The organism is Capsulimonas corticalis (genome assembly GCF_003574315.2).
In the GTDB taxonomy this organism is placed as follows: Bacteria; Armatimonadota; Armatimonadia; order Armatimonadales; family Capsulimonadaceae; genus Capsulimonas; species Capsulimonas corticalis.
Genome location: NZ_AP025739.1, coordinates 5,505,444 through 5,526,333 on the forward strand (window position 1 = coordinate 5,505,444; position 20,890 = coordinate 5,526,333).

Genomic DNA, 20,890 nt, shown 5'->3' on the forward strand with positions numbered 1-20,890 from the left:
TCGGTAAAACGACAGCCCGCGCTCCAGCCGTTTGTAGGGCTGACGGATACCGGCTTTTGACGCATAAACATGAGTCATCCCGAATTTTCGGGGTGGCTCTTTTTCTTGCGTCTGGTTGGTAAATTTTGGATTTAGGATTGAAAACCGGCATGAAGGCGGCGGTATTCGCCTTGGCTTTTGCCTCGTTGCTGGGATGCGGGATGCCGATATCGCCGCGATCCTAGCCGTGCGCGATCAAGGCGCATTCCATAGCCTGCTGGATTTTTGCGCCCGCGTGCCGCTGCGCCGCGATCCGCTCGAAAGCCTGCTTCTCTGCGGCGCGTTTGACGCGCTGCACGAACATCGGCGCGGCTTGCTATGGCGACTCGATGAAACCCTGGCCAAAGCCTAGTCCATCCGCGACAGCACGCAGCACTGCGTACAACAAAGGCTCGATCTGCGTATTGTCGGTGGAGACGCCACGCCGATTGCATGGAATATTGAAGACTTCACTGACTGGGAGAAGCTTTTGTGGGAGTGGCGCGTAGTTTCTGTGACCACGAGCTGTCACCCGATGGCGCATCTGCGCCCGGCGCTGGCAGCGCGCGGCATCATCACCGCGCATGAAGGCAACCGTGGCCGAGCTGAACATCCGCCCGCATCGCCCGCCCAGCAAATCCGGCGGCAGGCATTTATTTTGCACCGTCGAGGACGAAAGCGCCTATATGCAAGCCGCCTTTTACGGCAATGCCATCGAAAACTATATGGCGACAATCCGCTTGTCGCCCGCCATCATCGTACGAGGCCGCATGGTCCGCAAAGCTTTAGGCTGCTCCATGGAAGTTGAACAAGCATGGCCGTTGAGTATTCACGATTCCCAGGCCACGGCTTCGCAAGGCACAACGCATGATTTGCGTGCTATCTCTAAAAGCGACGGCAGCATATGCTCATGAAAAGTGCCGCAAAAATACAATTTACAGATACTGGTTTGCTTTGGCATAATTTGTGCAGTCAGAACAGGATGTCACCCCGCCATAAAATCGCGCCCCCCACTTATATCCTCGTAACGCAGTAAATACCTTTCAGGAATCAAAGAATCTAAAGAGGAAATCAGTGTCTGAAACATTCAATGAGCCGAAAAATTCAGTGGTTAGCAAGAGAAGGTTAGCTACAATCCGTGAGCCAGTTGGAGAAGCAGCAAAATTATCAGATCTATCTGAAAAGCTGCTAGAAGATGTTGACCAAACTATATTAGAAAGCTTGCTTCAACATTGTCGCATATGCTATTTGGAACCAGCACAATATCTGCACTTAGTACGAAAGCACCGCCGATTTATTTACGTGCTTCGAAAAGGCTATGTGACAGTATCACTAAAAACAAAAGAAAATGAACCTGCAAAGTTCCTCGCATGGCGCAAGCCAGGGCAATTGCTTGGAGAGATGGAAGCTCTGTATCCGGACACTGATACGATATCAGCAAGATTAAAAGCTACGGACAAGTGCGAGTTACTAGAAATACCATCGAAGATACTTATCAATATTGCCGATAATACTCCTGCGATATATAGAAATGTTTGTTCTTTACTAATTGAAAAAAACTTTGAACATCGACGACGCGCAGATGTTTTAAAACTCAGAACCCCATTAGATCGTGTAAGGGCTACGCTAATACATCTTAGGAGAGAACGTGGTTATGAATTAGACAACAAGACCATCAAAGGGAATATACGGCCTCAAGATATAGCCGGATTCATTGGAGAAGATCCTGATAGAGTTACACCTAAACTTGATATGCTCGTAGAAGAAGGGAGCATTGAGTATATAAATTCCGACGAAATGAGAGAATTTAAAGGAAAAAGAATCGAAGGAAAGAAAATTAAAATAAGAAACGAAAAACTACTTAGTGAAAAGTAACGCTTATTTTATATCAATCACTTCAATTGCACTTAACGGATAGTTGCAAGGCGTAAGTAGTTCAGAGACATCCCATCCGCGCTTTGCAGCTTCTTGTGCTAAAATAGAATCTTCATCGGTACGAAAATATCGTGCAATCCTACGCCTTGCATTCAATTCGATTTCCGTTACGCGTTGCGTCGATACGCCAAATTGATTGGCAAGATCTTTAAGAGTCCTTTTTCGCTCACCAAGTAACCGCGCGCCAACAACTATTTGGTGGCGCGCGGGCAAACTTCTGCTTGCTTGAAGTATCGCGCCACACAACTCCTCAGAAAATTTATCCATCGGAAAATCATAAATTATCAGCCTTTGTCGAGTCAATAGCTACTTTAAAGATGCCAGCTCTGGCTTGTTTAAAGTAGCTGAAAATTACCTAGTAAAAGAGGCAATTTGTTATCAAATCTGGGCATCTTGCACGACCTGCTATACTTGCATCATAGATCTAACAAATATACGTGGCGCAAGGAGGTCGTCAATCACAGAGGTTGTGTGAAGTGTCAGTAGTTGTGTGAAGTGACCATTAAATTGTCGTTGTGGTTACATTAGCTCCAATCGCTAGACAGAAGTGTTAATCAGATCAAATTTTCAACCTGTCAGCAGATCTACCCGCTAAGGACGTCACAGAGGTTACACCATGGAAAACTTGCAAGCAGTACGTGCGTTTCTTGTGTTCTTTATGCTCCTGATGGCATCAAGCGCACCTTGCGCCGACACAAACCCTAAGTCTGGGATTAGCTCAATTATCCCAGGTGACGGAATGGCCGTCACGAATCCCACCGGCCCCAATGCAACGATTAGCATTAAAGAGATCAAACCTTCGATGCTGAATGATGCGACTATTTCTATCTTGAGAGGAAAAGACGGCCTTCCAGGTCCTGTTGGGCCTGCCGGTTCCGTTGGAAAACCCGGTGATCCCGGACCTACTGGTCCCGCTGGAAAAGACGCTTGGTATTACAATAAAGTTTTCACCCCTGATATGTGGGTGAAACCTGACTTCACACTTTGGACGATCGTCAAGCCTGACACGCAAACCTGGCCTTATGCGACGCCCATGACGACAATCAACGTCCCTCAAAAAGCGGCGTTGTTCATCCGAGTTCAGACTGAACTGGTGGACCGCCTCTCTACCTATCTGGACTACCAAGCAAACGGGTATGCCAGTTTATTGAAACCCAGCGCCCAACCGACGAAAATTTTCGTCGCATGTGAAGTTTTCGATGCCAAAGGAACGGTGCAACTTTTTGATGCCAAGGTCGGAGATTCGTACTTCTTCTATGTGGTGCTCCAACCAGGTGTTTATCGTATCCAAAACCTGATGACCAACCAAATTACAGTTGCGGGCCAAGTTCTGCAAGCGCCGTTGCCTGGAACTGTTATCCAGATTGAGTGCGTCCCCGTTTCCTGAGCCGTAAAATTATTCACAAAACGAATAACCCTACGTTCGCTGACTATACACTGGCCCTTTGAGTGCAATCAGGCATTTAAGGGGCCGGTATACGTTTGCCTCTCTTCGTCACTAGGGCCAATGCCTACAGGAAGTCTCGGCGGCGCTTAGACGCCAAGCCGAAGGCAGCCTGGCTTTGCAGGCTGCTGGAGGCGCGGGCGGCTTCCGTTGCGCCGCCGTGTCGAGCGGCAGTCACCACCGAATAAGTTTCAGATCCCGCAAGTAGTGGCATCCGTTTGGCTTGCGATTTTATATGGCAAGATACGGTCTTCGGAGCCGCCAGTGGCATAAAATCGAAGGTCTATCAGGTTCCGCGCATCATAAGCGTCGATCGCCATTCATTGCCTCTGACAATCATTAGTGCAGCTAACGCGTCAGAGGCGATTTCACTTTAAATGCTTTTTTACGTGAGAAGGAATTCGCGCATCTCGCGTCGAAATCTACCTTAGACCGAATTTTACAACACGTTATATTATTCACCACACTACACCGTGAAGAATATTTGAAGTAAATGAGATTAGGAAGCTCATCTGCTTAGCTAAAAAATATTTGGCATCTGCACAATCTGTTCTAACGCGCCCCTTTTCACTGTCCAGCTAAATGCCCAGCAAGCCCCAGACAAATATAGAAAACAATTATTCACATTGAAGGAGTATTTCCATCATGACTGATCTAACTGATTTAGAAAAAATTCGACAACTCGTATTATCCATACCGATTCCTCCCCCTGAAACTTTTGAGAGTACCTCGCCGGATAACCTGCCAGTCGGGGTTAAAGCGACATCATACCAAAACGGCCCGGATGGATTGGATGAGGTCGTCAATATAGGATCTAAAATTGCTAGTCAATTAGCAACGATTACTTATCTAGGAGCTAATCCGGATGTAATATGGCCAGGAGCATTGGTACAGTGCCAATATTTATCAAAAAGTACTCCAGATCTTCTAAATATTGAGCGAGCTCCCGGACGTATAGCACTTTCAATGTATCAGCTCGACGGTTCCAAAAGCCCAAATTACGAAGCACCAGTTGTCGATATGACTCCAGGAGCAGTTCGTACTGCACTTTCTACTATTTTAGCTCAAAAAGCTGCCCCGGAGCAACCCGCGCGGTTAGACAAGCAGTATACTACATTTTATTCATTAGAACAATCTACATTGAGTATGGGTTTGTCCGCTCATTGGCTGTCAGACAGCATGAAAGCATCGTTGGATTTATCTACTTCGACAAAAAAAACGCGAATACTAGTTCATTTCCGCCAGTCGTATTATGAAGTATCGTTTGAGAAGGATCCGGGAATAACATCAGTCTTTGCAAATACTGCAAAATTTGAAATCGCCAAACTCGAAATGGGCATCGATAACCCGCCAGGGTACGTCTCATATGTACTCTACGGACGTGAGTTGGTACTGGCAATTACAAGTGACGCTGAAGAAAACGATGTACGAGCAGCGTTAGACGTCAGCTATAGTGGAATTGTTGCCGGCGGAGATGCTCACATCTCGGCGACGCAGCAGTCGATACTGAACAGTTTAAGTATTACTGTAGGTGTAATAGGTGGCAGCGGGCAAGCGGCTGCTGACCTAGTTGCTATCCAGAACCCCACAATGGCGGATGTAGCAACTTTTATACGCGCTGGAGCTACAGTTGGACCTAACAGCCCAGCGGAGCCTCTCACTTATAAAGTTAATTGGCTATTAAACGATCAGACAGCCGCATTCAACTTTGTAGATAACTATAATATAACAACTCGTTCGTCCGCTCCTCTTATCAAAGACATTTCTATAACCTTTGTCACGAGTGCCGATAAAGATAAAGATGATGACTCATACCTGAGAATTTCGATCACTCGTTCTGATGGAGCCGAAGTCGCTTCATGGCGACAGACTGAGAAAGATGGGTTCGAGAAAGGATCAACTCGAACAATTACATTCTCTCCATTTCGTATATTTTATGTTCATGACCTAACTATTGGTGTATGTAATGCAATGTACCATTTGTCAACAAATGGCGGAGATGAATGGCAATTCACGACTGAAATTGCAGCAACAACATCGTCAGGATTAACGTTTATCATGCTTCCAGAAGTCGCCGACTGGATGGGAGACAAAAAAACTGACAGTGGTCCCCATCCATTAATTTATCAGGGATAATAAAACGCATTCGAATCAGCTGGCATTTGAGTGCTGGAGCCATATTTTCGCTCAGATTTTGACTAGAAATTCGGTTTCATTGTCCGATGTTACATGAGGCACACAGCCCTGCTCAATAAATTAAGCAGCATGGTGGAACAGTCTTAACGATGTACAATAGGATATGATTTTGCGTCGTGCGTGCTTTGGTGCCTCATCGCAAGAGTTACCCAGTTACAAGCCTGATGGAAAGGGCTTTGGCGTGTAATGCATGGTTAGTCAGACAACCATGATATTGCAATGGATTTCTGCATTTCATATCATGGTTGGTTTGGCAATCAACTGAAGTAGATATTAGTGAACGTCGACATCGAGAAAATTTTTGGCGAGCAGATATCTTAGACGGTTCGAAAATATAGAACAAACCTTGACAGCCAATAGATAAGGCCCATCCATTGGCTGTCTCTTCTGCAATCTACTTCAATATGCGCCAATCACAATCAGCTTTCGCAGATACTCTACAAACTACCCTCGGCGTCTTAGTGATTGAGAGTCCCCTCGACAGCGGCTCCCTCATCACCGCCCGCGAAGCCGGCGACCAGGGCCGCGACGTCTTCGCCATCCCCGGCCCCATCGACACCGGCCGCAACGCCGGCTGTCACAAGCTAATTCAAGACGGCGCAAAACTCGTTCAAAACGTCGACGACATCCTCGAAGAACTCGGCGTCCTCACCCTGCGCTCGCCCGACGGCCCCACCAACCTCCTCTCCAGCGCCCCCATCCCCACCAACCTCCCGCCCGAACAGCGCCGCGTCCTGGAGTTATTGACCCTCCAGCCCCGGAACGTGGACAGCATGATCGTCGAAAGCAAAATGACTGCGCCGCAAGTCAGCTCGATTTTGACGCTGCTGGAAATGCGTGGTCTGGCGCGCCGCGTGCCTGGGAACGCCTTCGTGCGAGTGCTTTAAGGACTTCAATTATGAATTGTCCATTCTGTCATAAGAACGTACCGTTGTGGTGGTATTACTTTCACGTAAAAGGGCATAGGCGCCTGAAAGCGGATGGCCAGCATGAGAGCCACATTACCCTCCACCCGGAGCTCCGAGAACAGGGAAGTCTTGAGGGAGTGCCGAAAGTCTACGAGCATCCAAAATGCGGCGGAATGACGGTGATGCCGGAGAAGATCATCCGAAGCTATCTGAAAAACCCATTTATGTATAACGGTAAGACTTTCTGTACCGGATGCCATACGTACGTAGACGACAGCGAACTTTTCTGGGTAGAAACAGGACAGCGTATGTCTGAATACCGTTTAGAATTGCAACGAAATGCGCGCTAAGATCGACGATAATGCGGCTAGACCTGGCAAGCACGACCCTAAGGAAGCGAAAAATCATAGGGCTAAAGTCAGTAAGAGGGAAACATGACAAAAGTATTGGTGGGAGCTGTTGGGCTCGTATTTTTGCTGTCCGCTATCTGGTTTTCAGGATTAGTCCATGTTGTTGCCTACTCTTCTACTAGTTTGGGAGATTGCGCGCCCTTTGCATACAACGATTATTATGGTATTTACCGAGTGTCGGCTTGGGGAGGCATGGTCTCCAACTGCTTCATGGTCAATCCTGTTTGGGAGGGACATCCTGAATCGCTTGCACGCAACGCTCGACATTTCTTCTATTTTGGACAACCACAAAGTCTTTATTGTATAGGCAGCCGAGCATCTACCGGCAGGACACTCTTCTGGCCTCGATAGGTTGCTATTATGTCAGCTGGAATTAAATGGCAGGCCATTACGAGGCGAAGATTAGCGACCATTTTGAGAAGAAGAAGTAAAACGAATTGAGTATAAACCGCATTCGATTTTCATTGGGGCATTTTTCATTGGGGCATTATGGTTGATTGGCGCGAAGACCGTCAATGAGCCGAACCGCCTCACGCAGCCGATCCTCATGCGCTCCTGATAAAATCGCAAACGGAGTTGTCTGCGCCGCGAGCAGTTCGGCAAAGCGTTCGTGCATGGCGTGGCGGATGCGTTCGCCGTCGCGTGTGCCGTCTTGTACGAAGGGAATATCGACGTTGGTCAATAGAATGAGGTCGTAGCGTTGTGCTAAGGCGATGGCTTCGACTTCTGGGGAGAGTGCGCCGATGTATCGTTCATGCCAGATGTTTGTGGCGAAGGCGTTAGTGTCGCAGATGAGGAGCTTGCTGCCGGAGCGGGCGGCGGCGTTTTCTCGCTCGCACTGGGTCTGAGCGATGTGGATGAACTCTTTGGTATCCCAGTGGTCTTCGATTTCCTCGTCACCGTCTGATATTACTCGTCCGGCAAATTTTTCCTCACAATACTCCCGTCCATACTCCGCAACCCACGGCGCGTTGTAGTGCGCCGCAAGCGCTTTTGCCATGGTAGTGGTGCCGGTGGACTCGGCGCCGAGGACACAAATGCGTTTGACGAAGTAGGCGCGGACGCAGGGTTCGAGATAGTCCCATGCGGCAAACGGGGCCTTGCGAACTGCTGTGCCGGAGCATGGGACCGTACCGCGAGCATGATCGACCATGATGTGCCGGCATCCAAGGAAGTGCGCGAACGTTTCGCCGTAGTTCTCGGAGCTGAAGACGGCGTCGGGAGCGTAACCGAGCGTTTGGATTGTGAACTTCGCCCACCCCTGCGAATCGTCGGCGCCGTGGACATCGTCCACTTCGATCACCGTAACATCGGGATGGATTTCGCGCAGCCATTGCGCGCGGAGCTTGAAAGGAATTGCTTCTTCGGGCCGGCCGACCAGCATCACGGTCACGCTACGGGAGTTGGCGCAGGCGGTATCGATCAAATGCTTGTGCCCACGGTGCGGCGGATAAAACTTCCCGACAACAAAGCCGTTGTTATACATAAGAACCTGCGGGGTCCGTGGGCAGCGCATCTTCCCGAGGATTTTCCATTGACCGTTTCCAGTCCCGCAAGCCGACACAGCACATGATCAGGAACAGGAGATAGAGGACGGCGGTGAGGTAGAGATGCTTGTAAGTATAGAGCCCGATGTATAAGACATCCGCAAAGATCCACAAATACCAGTTCTCCAGCATCTTTTTCGTCAAAAGAAACTGCGCCGCCAGACTCAGGGTCGTCGTCACCGCATCCAAAAACGGAGCCGAATCATGAACGCCTCTCAAGAACACCGTCATGCCCGCCGTAGCCGCCAAGACGACAGCCGACGTCACAATGGCGATCCCACGTGGCGTATTCGAGATCTGGATCGGAGAGCGATTGCGTCCGCCATGCAGCCACCAATACCAGCCCATGACTCCGAGTACGACATAGATAATTTGCAGCGTCATATCGGCGAAAAGACGCGAATGCCAGAACAGGGCAATAAAAAAGAAGTTATTGACGATCCCGATCGGCCAGTTCCAGATATTTTGCTTGACTGTCAGCCACACGCACAAAGCGCCCGTCACGAAGCCCCATGCCTCGGCCGGTTCTAACGGCAGCGTGTGCCTGGCGGCGCCCACCAAAAGCGCGATGGAAAGGATGGCCGCGCCGCCATAACAAAAACGTTGCATGGAAGGATTATAGCACACCCTATAGCGCCGCCCTGAAAGCCAATAAGCATATAGTCCATAAAGTGATCGACTTCTGAGAAAAGACTGGTATTATTTGGGAGCAGTCGTTTTTGATCGGCGCATTCTTTGCGAGGTACCCCTTGTCTCAAGTTCGACCACTTTCTGTAGTCATTATCTTCGTTGCGTCCTTCAGCGGAGTTTGGGGAGCTATGGCGATCGCTTCGGCGCTCAGACCGATCAACGCCGAGATTGCGGCCAAGGAATTGCCGGCAATGTACGCGCATATCGATCGAGGAATAGAAGTTAAAGATATGCGGCAGGCGGTATGCTACACAACGTCCGACTTCGTGGCGGTGTACTTGGACGGACATAAAGAGTCCGCAGATGAGCAGCGAAACGATTATCAGGGCATGTTCTATCATGGATCCGATTTCAAGTCTAATACGAAGATTCTGAAGATCAGAATTGACGGGGATAAAGCAATCGTGACAGAGGCGTCACACATGGAATATGATTTAAGGAATACTGTTGTGAATCCCGTACCGAATTCGCCTGTCCATTGTGTGGATCGATCCATATCGATCGATACCTGGACGAGGAATTTTGGTCAATGGCAGATCCACCGCTCGCAAAACCTGTGGGATCGTGAGACAATCGACGGACAGGTGCAGTAATTCAGAACTTATCGGGCAAGATCCCATGAGGGATAACAAGCAATGAAAAACGGCTCAGGCGATATCGCCTGAGCCGTTTTTCGGGTTGTTGCCTCGGCGCTCCTTACAGCGTTCCGGAATTGACGATTCGCTGAAGAAGCCGAACGCCGTTATTGTTGACTTCCCCGATGTAGATCGTTCCGGTAGGGCCAACGGTGAGGGACGCGAGGCCGTTGAATTGACACACGCTTCCCAGGCCATCCTTGGCCCCCGAGACACCGGTTCCCGCAACGGTCATCGTATATCCAGTCGGACTAATGCGGCGAATACGAGCGTTCGCCGTATCACCAACATACAGATAGCCCGCCGAATCTACACAAAGGCAAGTCGGATTGCCAAAGCGCGCCACGGGAGAGCCGGACGCCTGTGCGGGGCCGTCCGCATAACTAATCACCGGAGCGTCTCCGCTCAAACCGCCGGCCAGCGTCGTGACTGCTCCATCCGTCGTGATTTTGCGAATTCGATCGTTCGCAGTGTCTGCGACATAGATCGTTCCCGATTGATCACAAGCAATTCCAGTGGGATTTGAAAAGCGCGCACTGTTGCCGTTGGCGCTATCGGTAGTTCCGCTGGTCCCGGCGGCGGCGGAAGTGTCGCCAGCGACAAGGGATACCTGCCAGTTTGCGGCGCTTGTTGCGTCGCCGCCACTGAATTGCAGTCGACGCACACGATTGCCGACCGATTCCGTCACGTACAGATTGCCGCCAGGATCAAGCGTAATACCTACCGGAGAGTTGAGCGCCGCGCTCGTTCCCACGGACGTTGAATATGTTCCTCCCGCGTTTCCGTTTCCCGCAACAGTACTGACAGTCCAGTTTGACGAAACGGTCGGATCCAAGCTCGGAGAATTGAGTCTAACACGCCGGATTCGGTTATTGACGCTGTCAGCAACATAAATTGTAGATCCATCCGGCGTTACCGCAATCCCAGAAGGAAAAGAGAACTGGGCGGTATTTCCCGCTCCGTCTCCATAGCCTGATGTTCCCCCAATATGTCCGGCAACGGTGCTAACGACGCCGGAAACGCTGATGCGCCGGATGGCGGAGTTATATTGATCGGACAAATAGAGATTGCCGGCTTGATCGACCGCAATATAATCCGGTCCGTTGAAGCGGGCGTTGACAACGCTGCCGTCGAGGTAACCTAAGCGCGAACCGCCTCCCGAGAGCGTGCGGATCTCCACAGCCGGCGAGCCGACATTGTTAGGACCGCTGGGTGTTGGCCCATTATCCACGGCTCCCGGAGGCGCCAGAATACTCGTGTCCGCCTCTACGGTCGTGGTGAACTCAAACGCCGTCACGCCACTGGGAACGATAAACGTCCAATTTTTCGCGTCGGACGTCGCACCCGCCGCCAGTCCTCCCGCATATTGAATGTACGGAAGATTCGTCCCATCACCGGGATTGGGGATCGTACCGTCCGCGTTGGAAAGCTGAACGGGCTCGGTCGGCGCGGTTCCGGTCGGAAAGCCAATCGGGAACGAGCCGCCGCTCGGCGTGATCTTGCGAATAAGATTACTGGAGTCCGCCTCGATGATGTTGCCGCTCAGATCGGCGGCAATCAGCACCGGATTGTTGAATGTGGCCACATCCCCCGTTCCATTCGTCGTTCCCGTCGCGCCCGTGCCCGCCAGTGTCGCCACTTGCCAGCTCGACGCGCTGTTCGGAGCGGCCGATGCGGCTTTGAGCGTTACCTGGCGAATGCGGCTGGCTTCCGCAACGATCAACGCGCCGTTCACATAGGCGATCCCGCGCGGATTGCTGAACGTCGCGACAGCGCCGGAGCCGTCGGCGGATCCCGACACTCCCGTGCCCGCAATCGTGGAGACATTGCCTCCCACATCGATCCGTCGAATTCGAGCGCCTACGCGATCCGTGACAAACAGAGTCCCATCGGGTGCAGTAGCGATGCCCGTTGGAGTGCTAAAGCTCGCCGCCGTTCCGTTCCCATCCGTACTGCCGGCGCTCCCTGAACCCGCAAAGGTGCTGACCGTATAGCTGGCCGGCAGCTGCGCATTGGCGCCGGTGAGAACGATCTTCCGAATATCCTGACTGCCTGCCTCCGCGACATAAATCACCCCGCTGGAGGATACGGCAACGCCGGCGGGCTGATTAAACGTCGCGGAGGAGCCGGCCCCATTTGTCGCCCCCGCCGTTCCCGTGCCCGCGATAGTCGTGACCTGTCCGTCGAGCGTCACCCGACGGATGCGGGATCCGCCAGCCTCCGTCACGATGAGAGACCCGTCCACAGGGTTGACGGCGATCCCGTAGGGATGGTTGAAGGACGCCACGGAACCCGCGCCATTGACGCTGCCTCCCGTCCCGCTGCCGGCAAGCGTGCTGACATAGCCATTCGCGATTTTTCGGATACGCTGCCCATTGAAATCCGTCACATAGGTAACGCCGCCGCTCGTGGCGGCCACGCCTGCGGCGAAACCGAATGATGCGGACGCCACGGGACCATCCACGGAACTCCCCGACCCATTTCCCGCCAGCGTTGACACTAACGTTTTCGGGCGTAGATCGGAAAAAGCGCTGACGTTTGTGAAATTGCTAAAACGGACTTTCAATCCTGATGGGGAGCCGTCAGGCCGCTGGCCGATCGGAACACCCCAATGGTTGGTCAGGGATACGCTCAGTACTTTAAGACCGGCGTCGCCGGCTTGATCGAGCAATGCGCTGGAGGTAAATCCGACGGCGGTTCCGGTGAACACGGCATGAGCCTGTACGCCTTTGACGTCCTTGGCGGTCGAATCGGTCAGCGATTGGATCGTGACTTTCCGGGTCGCCACATCGACGTGGAAAACAGCGGTTCCACCGGTGGCGGATGGGGTCGTGGAGGGCGGCGTGGACGTTCCCGTTCCCGAGGAACTAGATCCGCCTCCTCCGCCGCCACATCCCGCTGAAGCCAGCAATCCCGCGAGCAGCGCCAACGAAAAGCGACTTTTGTTGAGCATAAGTTTAGTCCTTGCTTTTATTTATATTGCAATGCTCAGCGGAACCACAAATCAGCCCTTCATGAATTTTCCGCAAGCAAGCTCAGTATACCACTCGCGAAGCCAGCGTGACAAAATGTGGCGTTACCAGGGGCTATTTTCGTGGATTCGGAGATTGCAGGTATCCATAAAAAGCCAGGAGCGGGAAAGTTGCAGCGGTGACGAATGCTTTGGCGCCCACGGGCATCTTTTCCCGCCATTCCATATCCGGACGGATAATGATTTCAGGATTGAAACGGTCTGGGTTGCCGCTCACCGTATGCTCGCGTCCAAGATGCAGCGGCTGACGATGGAGAAATTCCAGCGGGGGAACAGGTTCGTCTAGAAATTCGAAGATCTGCGTGAGGGCGTTCAGAGGGTCGATAACCAAATCTTCATAGCGCATACGCATAGATCGATTACCGGGACATCCAAGCGGCAGCGCGGCGTTGACGGCATTCCACTGGCGCGCTGATTTCGTCCACGACGTGGGCGACATATAGGTGTTCTGATCGACAAACCCCGGGTTGCGCTTGCGTCGCTGCTGTGAGAACGCGACGGCGCGGCTGTCTCGGATCAGATGAAGGAAACGAAGATCCACGCCGGGAGCGGCGGCGAGGCTGCGCGCGTAAGAAATGCGTTTCGATGTGTCGATGATGAGCGCCGCGCCGGACAGTTCAGAGACAGCCGCATAAACTTTGCCGAGATAGCGCCGATAATCCGCAGCCGTCATTGCCGCGCTGCTCTCACGATTCGATTCGTCCGTGCGGCCCCATCGACGCGACTGACTTCGAAACTGAACTACGGCGTCAATAATTTCATTGCCGTCGCTTTCAAAGACTTGCCGCCGAACGGCTCCCCAAAAACCGCATTCCGCGAAGATCGCGCCGCAGCCGCAGCGTACGGACCGAGAGTTCCATCGCTCCCAAATCACATCCGCCTCGGCGAGATTGATACAGCCAGAAACATTTCCCAGCAGGCGGCCGAGCAGGGTGCTGCCGCTGCGATCCATGCCGCCGATGTACAGGACCTTCATTGGCGGACGCCTTTGGCGGGATGCTGCGGCCGAAAAAAACGCTGCGTCAATCGGCTCCGCAATGTGGACATCCCCGGAAGATTCGTCAGCCGGTCGCGCTGCCCCAATGGGATATTTTGCCACGCAATCAAAACCTGCTCCAGCAATGTGTCGCGCCGAAACGCCTGCGCATACTTGCGCTCGTCTTCTGTATCACTCGAAGCGCGCGCCTTCTGAATGATGTTCTGGTAAATTTCCACAAGTTCCCGAACAGCGTCTTCCAGAGAGGCCACCCGGCGAAACCGCTCACTCACACAAGCGGCGTCTGCGGCGTCATAACGATCGATTTGCGCCAGTAAGGCTTCCGGGGTATGTGGGTCGCGCAGGGCTTGAAATCCGAAGTTCATCGGGCGGAGGATATCAAATTCGGCGGATGTCACCATCGGCCCAACGCCCCCAAAGTCACAAAGGATAACGGCGGCGCCAACAGCCATCGCTTCCATCGCCGCCTTGGCTTTGGCGAAGACAAGATCGTAACGTCCTAAGATATCTTCCGGATGCAGAACCGCGTTCCCCACCCCTGCCCCCACGATATCCAGCTCCAGATCCGCACGGCGGCACGCCTCCCTCACAGCCGGCAAATGCGTGGACGCGTGAGCGTAATTGCTGAACAGTAGCGCGCGCCGCGGGCGCTCGGGCAGAGCTTCGCGCGGCTGAAACCGCTGGAGATCCACCCAATTTCGCGTGAGCCCGACCCGATCGCTCGGAATACCGTCCGCCAGCATGCGATCAACACACAATTGGCTGACGCCCAGGTATTGGCGGATGCGCGGGTGATTCGGCGCGCCGCCCATCCAGCCGCTATGCGTATGGCAAACATAAACTCCGGGAACGTTGGGGAAATGAAGAAGCGCCGCCATGATGTCCCGGCGGAAGCTGCCGTGAATAAGATCCGGCGCAAAGGGTACGGACCGAAGACGCGATACGACGGGAACCCCTTGCGCGCGCAGGTCCTTCGCCACGGGACCGATCGCGGACGTATAAACGGCGGTCATATGACCTTGCCGCTTTAGTTCGAGCGCCAAGTCACGAACATACAGTTCGGCGCCGGCGTATTGCTTCAGCGCATAGGTCGTGATGAGGACGTTCATAAACTCTGCGCAGGAGAGGGAGCCGAAAGTCCGATTATCTGTCGAGCCTCTTCCGGTGACGCCGGCAGGCGTCCCATCTCGGAGCCGATTCGCGCAATCCGCTTGACGAAGCGGACATTATCGGCGAGCTCAGTGCGGTCCCGGTCGTAATGAATGTTATCTTCCAGACCGACGCGCACGTGGCCCCCGGCGGCGATCGCCATCACATTGGCGTCGAGCTGGTATGCCCCCAGCCCTCCGGCGGCCCAGGTCGAACCCGCCGGCAGCAGGCTTACCATATGCCCCAGTCCCGTGAGGTCGAGCGGAGCGGACCCCAGAGACCCAAACAGGAGATTGAAGTAATAAGGAGGCCGCAGCACGCCCTTTTTGATCAAATACGATGCGTAGTGGATAAAACCAGCTTCAAACGCCTCCATCTCCGGAACGGCGCCGGCGGCGTAAATGCGGGACGCCAGCTCGCAGATTGTTTCCGGGGAATTGATGCTTGGACCGGAGATAAAATTCATGGAGCCCAGAGTCAGGCTCGCCATTTCCGGATGGGATTCCAGCGCGGCCGCTCTTGTGGCGATATCGGAGACGTGACGGCCGCTCAAGGAAACGCAGACAATGGCGTCGTCGCACGCCTCGCGCACGCTTGCCGCGAGATCCCGATAATCACGCGGATCAAAACTGGGAGTTTCGTCTTCGCGGCGGGCGTGGAGGTGAATGATGGACGCCCCGGCGTCCCGCACGCGCATCGCGCATTCCGTGATTTCCCCAATCGTGACCGGCAAATGTCGCGAATGCTCTTTGCGAAGTACGCATCCCGTAATGGCGGCGTTAATGATCAGTTTATCAGACAAACTTACAAAATCTCCTTTTCAGAGACACGCCCAACGACGACAGCCGGGTTGCCAACGACGATGGCGAAGTCTGGAACATCCTTCGTGACGACCGCTCCCGCGCCGACTTTTGCATTTTCGCCGATCGTCACGCCGGGCAGCAAAATACTGCCGCCTCCAACACGGGCGGCGCGCAATATCCGAGGCGCATCGCGAACGAACACGAGATTTTTTCGGCGATACGTCATGTGCTTGTCGTTCATCGTAATCACTCGGGGGCCACAGAAAACTTCGTTTTCAATCACAACCCCGCGTGTGAGATAACATCCGCTTTGCAGTGAGACATGATCTCCGATCTGAACGTCGCCCTCGATATCGACATAGGAGCCAATCACGCATCCCTTTCCAATCACGGTGCTGGAGCGAATAAACACGAAATTGCCGACGCGGGTCTCCTCACCGATGGTCACATCGTCTGAGATAACGCAATATTCTCCGAAATTGTTATTCATGAAACGTATTTTTTTGAAAGCCCGGTATCTTTGCGGGCTTCAGCCCCTTTTCGAATGAACCGATATGTTAAGGTAGCTTACTGAGATTTTAGCGTATCTTGAGAGAGTATTGCAATCCAATCGGAAAATCAACGATTTCGTTCAAAGGAAACATTATGACATTTCGTTCTATGACGAGCACATTGGCTGTAGTGGGCGTAGCCCTGGCTTTCGCAACCACGGCGCACGCGCAGGCGACGCGCACCTGGGTCTCGGGAGTTGGCGACGACGTTAATCCGGGAAGCCGCACGGCGCCATGCAAAACGATCGCCGGCGCCATTTCCAAGACTGCGGCAGGCGGCGAAATCGACGCGCTTGACCCGGGCGGCTTTGGAACGATTACGATCACAAAAGCGCTAACCCTGGACGGCGGCGCCGGCCAAGTTGCAAGCATCCTTGCGTCGGGCGTTTCCGGCATTACGATCAATGCGGGTCCAAGCGATGTCGTGACCATTCGCAACTTCCGAATCAATGGGATCGTGGGAACGTTAAGCCCCGGAACAATCGGTATTCGTTTTCTCGCCGGCAAGCAGTTGATCATCGAAAACTGTAACGTTTTCGGATTTTCTGGAGCCGGAGTCGATGTTACCACAACTCTGCCCAGTCAGGTTGTCATCAAACATTCGTCCTTCACGAATACGCCGGTCGGTGTTCGTGAGAATAGCGCCAGCGTGGCGTCAAGCATGACACTCAGCGACGTGCTGATCCAGGGAGCCGTGACTGGCGTCGATACCTTCTCCGGCATGACTCAGCTGCTTGGCTGCACCGTCACCCAATCCGATTCGTTCGGTCTTCACGCCGAAGGCGGCACGATTAGCGTTGTCAAAAGCCTGATCGCCAATGCGGGGGTCGCCGCACAGGCGGAAAACGGCTCCACGATTCGTCTGTCGGACAATGACATTTTCGACAATGGCGTTTGCTTTGCGTACAACGGCACCGGCAAGATCTCATCCGCCGCAAACAACCGAAAAGCGGGCAACGGCAGCTCCGCCACTCCGAACGGCGTCATCACCGTTCAATAAATTCACTGTCCGTTTCTTCGATCGATGCACCGGGACGGCGCGGCCAAACATTGGCCGCGCCGTTTCTGCGCGTGGAGAGCAGAAGATACCGTATCGCGCGTCCTTCCAATATGGCATAATTACCGTAGTATTACGCCGCCAAATATGAAGGATCTATGACGACCTCTCCGACTGTGAATCGCATCTCCATTTGTTCGGTGCGCGGCGCCGGCAGTCAGCAGGCGCAGGATTTGATCGCCGTGGAAGAGCCGCTGGAGATCCAGCTTTCCTCGGATCGAACTGCGCCTCAGACCGTCTCCATCACCATGAGAACTCCGGGAAACGACGCCGAACTCGCGGCGGGATTTCTCTGGAGCGAGGGCGCAATTACCGACACAGGGCAGATCCTGGCCATCCAGGCGGAAGATAACATCGTTCGCGTCGTGACGGAGCCGGAAGTACTCGCCGGACTTCATCGGCTGAGCCGCAATTTCTACACGACATCGAGCTGCGGTGTCTGTGGAAAAACCTCCCTGGACGCGATCCGCCAGCAGGCTCGGTTTCCGATCGCCCCAGAGGTCCCCATCGTCGACCGGTCGATTCTCACAACGATTTCGGATACTGTCCGCCAGGCGCAGGACGCGTTCAACCAAACCGGCGGCCTGCATGGCGCGGCGCTGCTGGATATCGGCGGACGGCTACTCGATCTGCGTGAGGATGTCGGACGCCACAACGCCGTCGATAAGCTCATCGGCGCGCAAATTCTCACGGGACAGCTGCCGCTCTCCGGCGCGATCTTGTTTCTGAGCGGGCGAGCCAGTTTTGAGCTGCTGCAAAAAGCGCGCATGGCCGGAATACCAATTGTCGCCGCCGTCGGCGCGCCGTCGAGCCTCGCCGTCGAGATGGCGCGGGACGCAGGCGTCACGCTGATCGGGTTCCTGCGCGGCGATCGGTTCAATATTTATACCGGCGCGGCCCGCGTCAATCTCACACCGTCCATGGAGACAGCGTTATGAGCGATTTGGAACCGACGCAAGGGCATGGGAGCGTCCGGGCTCAAGGGCCGGTCGAAGAGTCCCCGGCCGGGGTCACCGAAGCCAAAGACGCCGCCGGAGGAATTCCGGCGGTGGTGTCTTCCATGCGGCATATCCAGGAAGAAACTGGACTGGCGCGCGGCGTCAAAACACTGCTGCGCATGAACCAATCGGATGGATTCGACTGCCCTGGGTGCGCCTGGCCCGATCCCGACGACAAACGCGCGGTCACGGAATTTTGCGAGAACGGCGCGAAGGCCGTCGCGGAAGAAGCGACCACCCGGCGCGTGACCGCCGAGTTCTTCCAAAAATGGAGCGTCGCCGCGCTGTCCGAGCAAACGGATCACTGGCTGGGCAAGCAAGGGCGCCTGACGCATCCCATGGTTCTGCGTCCCGGCTCGGCGCACTACGAACCGATCTCCTGGGACGACGCATTTCAGCTCATCGCTTCCGAGTTGAATGCGCTGACGTCTCCCGATGAGGCGCTGTTCTATACCTCCGGACGGACCAGCAACGAGGCGGCTTTCCTCTACCAATTATTTGTGCGACAGTTCGGTTCGAATAACCTGCCGGATTGCTCCAATATGTGTCACGAATCCAGCGGCGCGGCGCTGAATGAAACAATCGGCGTCGGCAAAGGCACGGTCACGCTCGAAGATTTGGAGATTGCGGACACGATCTTTGTGATCGGGCAGAATCCCGGCACCAATCACCCCCGTATGCTCACCGCGCTCCAGCACGCCGTCCGGCGCGGCTGCACGATCGTCAGCGTCAACCCATTGCCCGAGGCGGGCCTGATGCGCTTCCAGCATCCTCAGGAGCCGATTGGGATGCTCACCGGCGGCACGCCGCTGACCAAGCTCTTCCTGCAAGTGCGCATCAATGGCGATGTCGCGCTGCTCAAAGGCGTCATCAAAGAGATGCTCGAAGCCGAAGAGCGACGCCCCGGAACCGTCATCGACCACGAGTTCATCGCGGCGCACACGAGCGGCTATGAAGAGTTCGCCGTGGATATCCTGGCAGAGTCGTGGGATACGATTGTCGAGCAGAGCGGCGTTGGACGCGACCAGATCCGCGAGGCGGCCGAAATCGCCATGCGCGCCGAGCGGATGATCTGCTGCTGGGCGATGGGGCTGACCCAGCATAAAAACGCCGTCGCCAACATTCAGGAAATCGTCAACCTGCTGCTGCTGCGCGGCCAGATCGGCAAGCCCGGCGCGGGCGCCTGCCCGGTGCGCGGCCACAGCAACGTGCAGGGCGACCGCACGATGGGCATCTGGGAGAAGATGCCGGACCGATTCCTGGATGCTCTGGGACGCGAGTTCGATTTCGATCCGCCCCGCCAGCACGGCCTCGACGCCGTGGAGTCGATCAAGGCGATGCACGCCGGCAAGGCGCGCGTCTTCATCGGCATGGGCGGCAACTTTCTCTCGGCCACGCCGGACACCGAATACACCGCCGATGCGCTGCGCCGATGCCAATTGACGGTCCAGATCTCCACCAAGCTCAACCGCAGCCACCTCGTCACGGGGCAAGCGGCGTTGATCCTGCCGTGCCTTGGCCGCACCGAGACGGATTTGCAGGCGGGTGGTCCTCAGTTCGTTACCGTGGAGGACTCCATGAGCGTTGTGCACCGGTCGCGGGGAACTCTTCCGCCGGCTTCGGAGCACCTGCGCAGCGAGCCGGCGATCGTCGCGGGGATGGCGCGCGCCACGCTCGGCGCCCGGTCCAAGGTTGGCTGGGACGAGCTGATCGCAAATTACGATTCGATCCGCGACCATATCGCCCGTGTCATCCCTGGCTTTCAGGACTACAACTCTCGCGTCCGTGGCGCTAATGGGTTCCGCTTGCCGAACGGCGCGCGCGAGCGCAGCTTCGTCACGACGACACAAAAGGCGCGCTTCACCGTTCATCCGATCCCAACCACGAAGCTGGGCTCGGATGAGCTTCTGATGATGACGATCCGCAGCCACGACCAGTACAACACCACGATCTACGGCCTGGACGATCGTTACCGGGGAGTGCGCAACGGTCGGCGCGTGGTGTTCTTGAACGCGGAGGACATCCACTCCCTTGGATTCCAGGCTGAGGAGTGGGTCGATCTTGTCGGCCGCCACGAAGGCGTGGAGCGCGTGGCCGAACGGTTCATGATCGTCCCGTACGACATCCCGCGCGGCTGCGCCGCGACCTACTTCCCCGAAACCAACGTGCTCGTGCCGATTACCAGCGTCGCCGACAAGAGCAACACGCCGACCTCAAAGTCCGTCATAATTCGACTGCGCCGTTCTATAAAATCCTGATCGCCTCATCTGAGATCACAGATAAGACGATCAGAAATAAATCACAAAGTGACATGTCATGTCACAAGCGCCACATTGACAATGTCTCCCCATCCCTTTATGATTATGTAGCAGAATGCATCGATATTTGACTCATTTCGCCATGATTACGATTGAGTTGATTGCGTTAATCGCTATTCTGAAGGGGAGAAATCTAAGCATGACAACGTACATATTGAGGAAGAAAGCGCTACGATTTCGGTTTATTGCAATATTTGCAATAT

18 protein-coding genes are annotated in these 20,890 nt (G+C 54.4%); 10 read left to right on the plus strand and 8 right to left on the minus strand.

The window, feature by feature from the left end:
* Positions 1-115 precede the first annotated feature (115 nt).
* The 3 genes from D5261_RS23560 to D5261_RS23570 all read left to right on the plus strand — a co-directional run bounded on the left by D5261_RS23560 (position 116) and on the right by D5261_RS23570 (position 1,893).
* Positions 116-391, plus strand: coding sequence for a helix-hairpin-helix domain-containing protein (locus tag D5261_RS23560; RefSeq protein WP_165863937.1), 276 nt, complete (start codon positions 116-118; stop codon positions 389-391).
* Positions 392-614: 223 nt separating this feature from the next.
* On the plus strand, positions 615-932 hold the full coding sequence (locus D5261_RS23565) for an OB-fold nucleic acid binding domain-containing protein (protein WP_125205799.1): 318 nt from the start codon (positions 615-617) through the stop codon (positions 930-932).
* 160 nt (positions 933-1,092) lie between these two features.
* Positions 1,093-1,893, plus strand: a complete 801-nt coding sequence (locus D5261_RS23570) for a Crp/Fnr family transcriptional regulator (protein ID WP_125205798.1) — start codon at positions 1,093-1,095, stop codon at positions 1,891-1,893.
* Between the two features lie 3 nt (positions 1,894-1,896).
* On the opposite strand, the gene D5261_RS23575 is transcribed toward D5261_RS23570, so the two are convergent.
* On the minus strand, positions 1,897-2,220 hold the full coding sequence (locus D5261_RS23575) for a sigma factor-like helix-turn-helix DNA-binding protein (RefSeq protein ID WP_119319674.1): 324 nt from the start codon (positions 2,218-2,220) through the stop codon (positions 1,897-1,899).
* Positions 2,221-2,569: 349 nt separating this feature from the next.
* On the opposite strand from D5261_RS23575, the gene D5261_RS23580 reads away from it, so the two are divergent.
* The 3 genes from D5261_RS23580 to D5261_RS23590 all read left to right on the plus strand — a co-directional run bounded on the left by D5261_RS23580 (position 2,570) and on the right by D5261_RS23590 (position 6,480).
* Positions 2,570-3,340 carry a collagen-like triple helix repeat-containing protein gene (locus D5261_RS23580; RefSeq protein WP_125205797.1) on the plus strand — a complete coding sequence of 257 codons (771 nt, stop codon included), beginning with the start codon at positions 2,570-2,572 and terminating at the stop codon, positions 3,338-3,340.
* Between the two features lie 702 nt (positions 3,341-4,042).
* Positions 4,043-5,533, plus strand: coding sequence for a thiol-activated cytolysin family protein (locus tag D5261_RS23585; RefSeq protein ID WP_119319672.1), 1,491 nt, complete (start codon positions 4,043-4,045; stop codon positions 5,531-5,533).
* 521 nt (positions 5,534-6,054) lie between these two features.
* Positions 6,055-6,480 carry a DNA-processing protein DprA gene (locus tag D5261_RS23590; RefSeq protein WP_218025494.1) on the plus strand — a complete coding sequence of 142 codons (426 nt, stop codon included), beginning with the start codon at positions 6,055-6,057 and terminating at the stop codon, positions 6,478-6,480.
* Between the two features lie 918 nt (positions 6,481-7,398).
* Here the strand turns inward: D5261_RS23590 and D5261_RS23595 are convergent.
* Together D5261_RS23595 and pnuC are read right to left on the minus strand one after the other, a co-directional pair.
* On the minus strand, positions 7,399-8,397 hold the full coding sequence (locus D5261_RS23595; RefSeq protein ID WP_119319670.1) for an AAA family ATPase: 999 nt from the start codon (positions 8,395-8,397) through the stop codon (positions 7,399-7,401).
* On the minus strand, positions 8,390-9,067 hold the full coding sequence (gene pnuC, locus D5261_RS23600) for a nicotinamide riboside transporter PnuC (protein ID WP_119319669.1): 678 nt from the start codon (positions 9,065-9,067) through the stop codon (positions 8,390-8,392). Before pnuC ends, D5261_RS23595 begins: the two co-directional genes overlap by 8 nt.
* A gap of 209 nt (positions 9,068-9,276) precedes the next feature.
* Between pnuC and D5261_RS23605 the strand changes: the two genes are divergently transcribed.
* On the plus strand, positions 9,277-9,741 hold the full coding sequence (locus D5261_RS23605) for a nuclear transport factor 2 family protein (protein WP_125205794.1): 465 nt from the start codon (positions 9,277-9,279) through the stop codon (positions 9,739-9,741).
* A gap of 103 nt (positions 9,742-9,844) precedes the next feature.
* On the opposite strand, the gene D5261_RS23610 is transcribed toward D5261_RS23605, so the two are convergent.
* From D5261_RS23610 to D5261_RS23630, 5 genes are all read right to left on the minus strand, one after another.
* Positions 9,845-12,736: an NHL domain-containing protein gene (locus D5261_RS23610; RefSeq protein ID WP_119319667.1), complete on the minus strand. Its 2,892-nt coding sequence runs from the start codon at positions 12,734-12,736 to the stop codon at positions 9,845-9,847.
* A 133-nt stretch (positions 12,737-12,869) separates the two neighbouring features.
* Positions 12,870-13,790: a sulfotransferase gene (locus D5261_RS23615; RefSeq protein WP_119319666.1), complete on the minus strand. Its 921-nt coding sequence runs from the start codon at positions 13,788-13,790 to the stop codon at positions 12,870-12,872.
* On the minus strand, positions 13,787-14,920 hold the full coding sequence (locus tag D5261_RS23620; RefSeq protein ID WP_119319665.1) for a glycosyltransferase: 1,134 nt from the start codon (positions 14,918-14,920) through the stop codon (positions 13,787-13,789). The genes D5261_RS23615 and D5261_RS23620 overlap by 4 nt, the downstream gene beginning before the upstream one ends.
* Positions 14,917-15,762: a beta-keto acid cleavage family enzyme gene (locus tag D5261_RS23625; protein WP_119319664.1), complete on the minus strand. Its 846-nt coding sequence runs from the start codon at positions 15,760-15,762 to the stop codon at positions 14,917-14,919. Before D5261_RS23625 ends, D5261_RS23620 begins: the two co-directional genes overlap by 4 nt.
* Positions 15,763-15,764: 2 nt before the next feature.
* Positions 15,765-16,253, minus strand: coding sequence for an acyltransferase (locus D5261_RS23630; protein ID WP_119319663.1), 489 nt, complete (start codon positions 16,251-16,253; stop codon positions 15,765-15,767).
* 155 nt (positions 16,254-16,408) lie between these two features.
* On the opposite strand from D5261_RS23630, the gene D5261_RS23635 reads away from it, so the two are divergent.
* The 3 genes from D5261_RS23635 (at position 16,409) to D5261_RS23645 (ending at position 20,627) form a co-directional block, all read left to right on the plus strand.
* Positions 16,409-17,314 (plus strand): right-handed parallel beta-helix repeat-containing protein, encoded by a 906-nt coding sequence (locus tag D5261_RS23635; protein ID WP_119319662.1) that lies wholly within the window; start codon positions 16,409-16,411, stop codon positions 17,312-17,314.
* Between the two features lie 155 nt (positions 17,315-17,469).
* On the plus strand, positions 17,470-18,309 hold the full coding sequence (gene fdhD, locus D5261_RS23640; RefSeq protein WP_119319661.1) for a formate dehydrogenase accessory sulfurtransferase FdhD: 840 nt from the start codon (positions 17,470-17,472) through the stop codon (positions 18,307-18,309).
* Entirely contained in the window at positions 18,306-20,627 is a 2,322-nt protein-coding gene (locus tag D5261_RS23645) for an FdhF/YdeP family oxidoreductase (RefSeq protein ID WP_119319660.1), read from the plus strand. The genes fdhD and D5261_RS23645 overlap by 4 nt, the downstream gene beginning before the upstream one ends.
* Positions 20,628-20,890: the final 263 nt, after the last annotated feature.

Excerpts from the sequence above, each read along its gene's own strand:
- D5261_RS23575 (WP_119319674.1), bottom strand. The coding sequence starts at position 2,220 with ATGGATAAATTTTCTGAGGAGTTGTGTGGCGCGATACTTCAAGCAAGC.
- D5261_RS23645 (WP_119319660.1), top strand. The coding sequence starts at position 18,306 with ATGAGCGATTTGGAACCGACGCAAGGGCATGGGAGCGTCCGGGCTCAA.
- D5261_RS23630 (WP_119319663.1), bottom strand. The coding sequence starts at position 16,253 with ATGAATAACAATTTCGGAGAATATTGCGTTATCTCAGACGATGTGACC.
- D5261_RS23610 (WP_119319667.1), bottom strand. The coding sequence starts at position 12,736 with ATGCTCAACAAAAGTCGCTTTTCGTTGGCGCTGCTCGCGGGATTGCTG.
- D5261_RS23615 (WP_119319666.1), bottom strand. The coding sequence starts at position 13,790 with ATGAAGGTCCTGTACATCGGCGGCATGGATCGCAGCGGCAGCACCCTG.
- D5261_RS23620 (WP_119319665.1), bottom strand. The coding sequence starts at position 14,920 with ATGAACGTCCTCATCACGACCTATGCGCTGAAGCAATACGCCGGCGCC.
- D5261_RS23635 (WP_119319662.1), top strand. The coding sequence starts at position 16,409 with ATGACATTTCGTTCTATGACGAGCACATTGGCTGTAGTGGGCGTAGCC.
- D5261_RS23605 (WP_125205794.1), top strand. The coding sequence starts at position 9,277 with ATGGCGATCGCTTCGGCGCTCAGACCGATCAACGCCGAGATTGCGGCC.
- fdhD (WP_119319661.1), top strand. The coding sequence starts at position 17,470 with ATGACGACCTCTCCGACTGTGAATCGCATCTCCATTTGTTCGGTGCGC.
- D5261_RS23580 (WP_125205797.1), top strand. The coding sequence starts at position 2,570 with ATGGAAAACTTGCAAGCAGTACGTGCGTTTCTTGTGTTCTTTATGCTC.
- D5261_RS23595 (WP_119319670.1), bottom strand. The coding sequence starts at position 8,397 with ATGTATAACAACGGCTTTGTTGTCGGGAAGTTTTATCCGCCGCACCGT.
- pnuC (WP_119319669.1), bottom strand. The coding sequence starts at position 9,067 with ATGCAACGTTTTTGTTATGGCGGCGCGGCCATCCTTTCCATCGCGCTT.
- D5261_RS23585 (WP_119319672.1), top strand. The coding sequence starts at position 4,043 with ATGACTGATCTAACTGATTTAGAAAAAATTCGACAACTCGTATTATCC.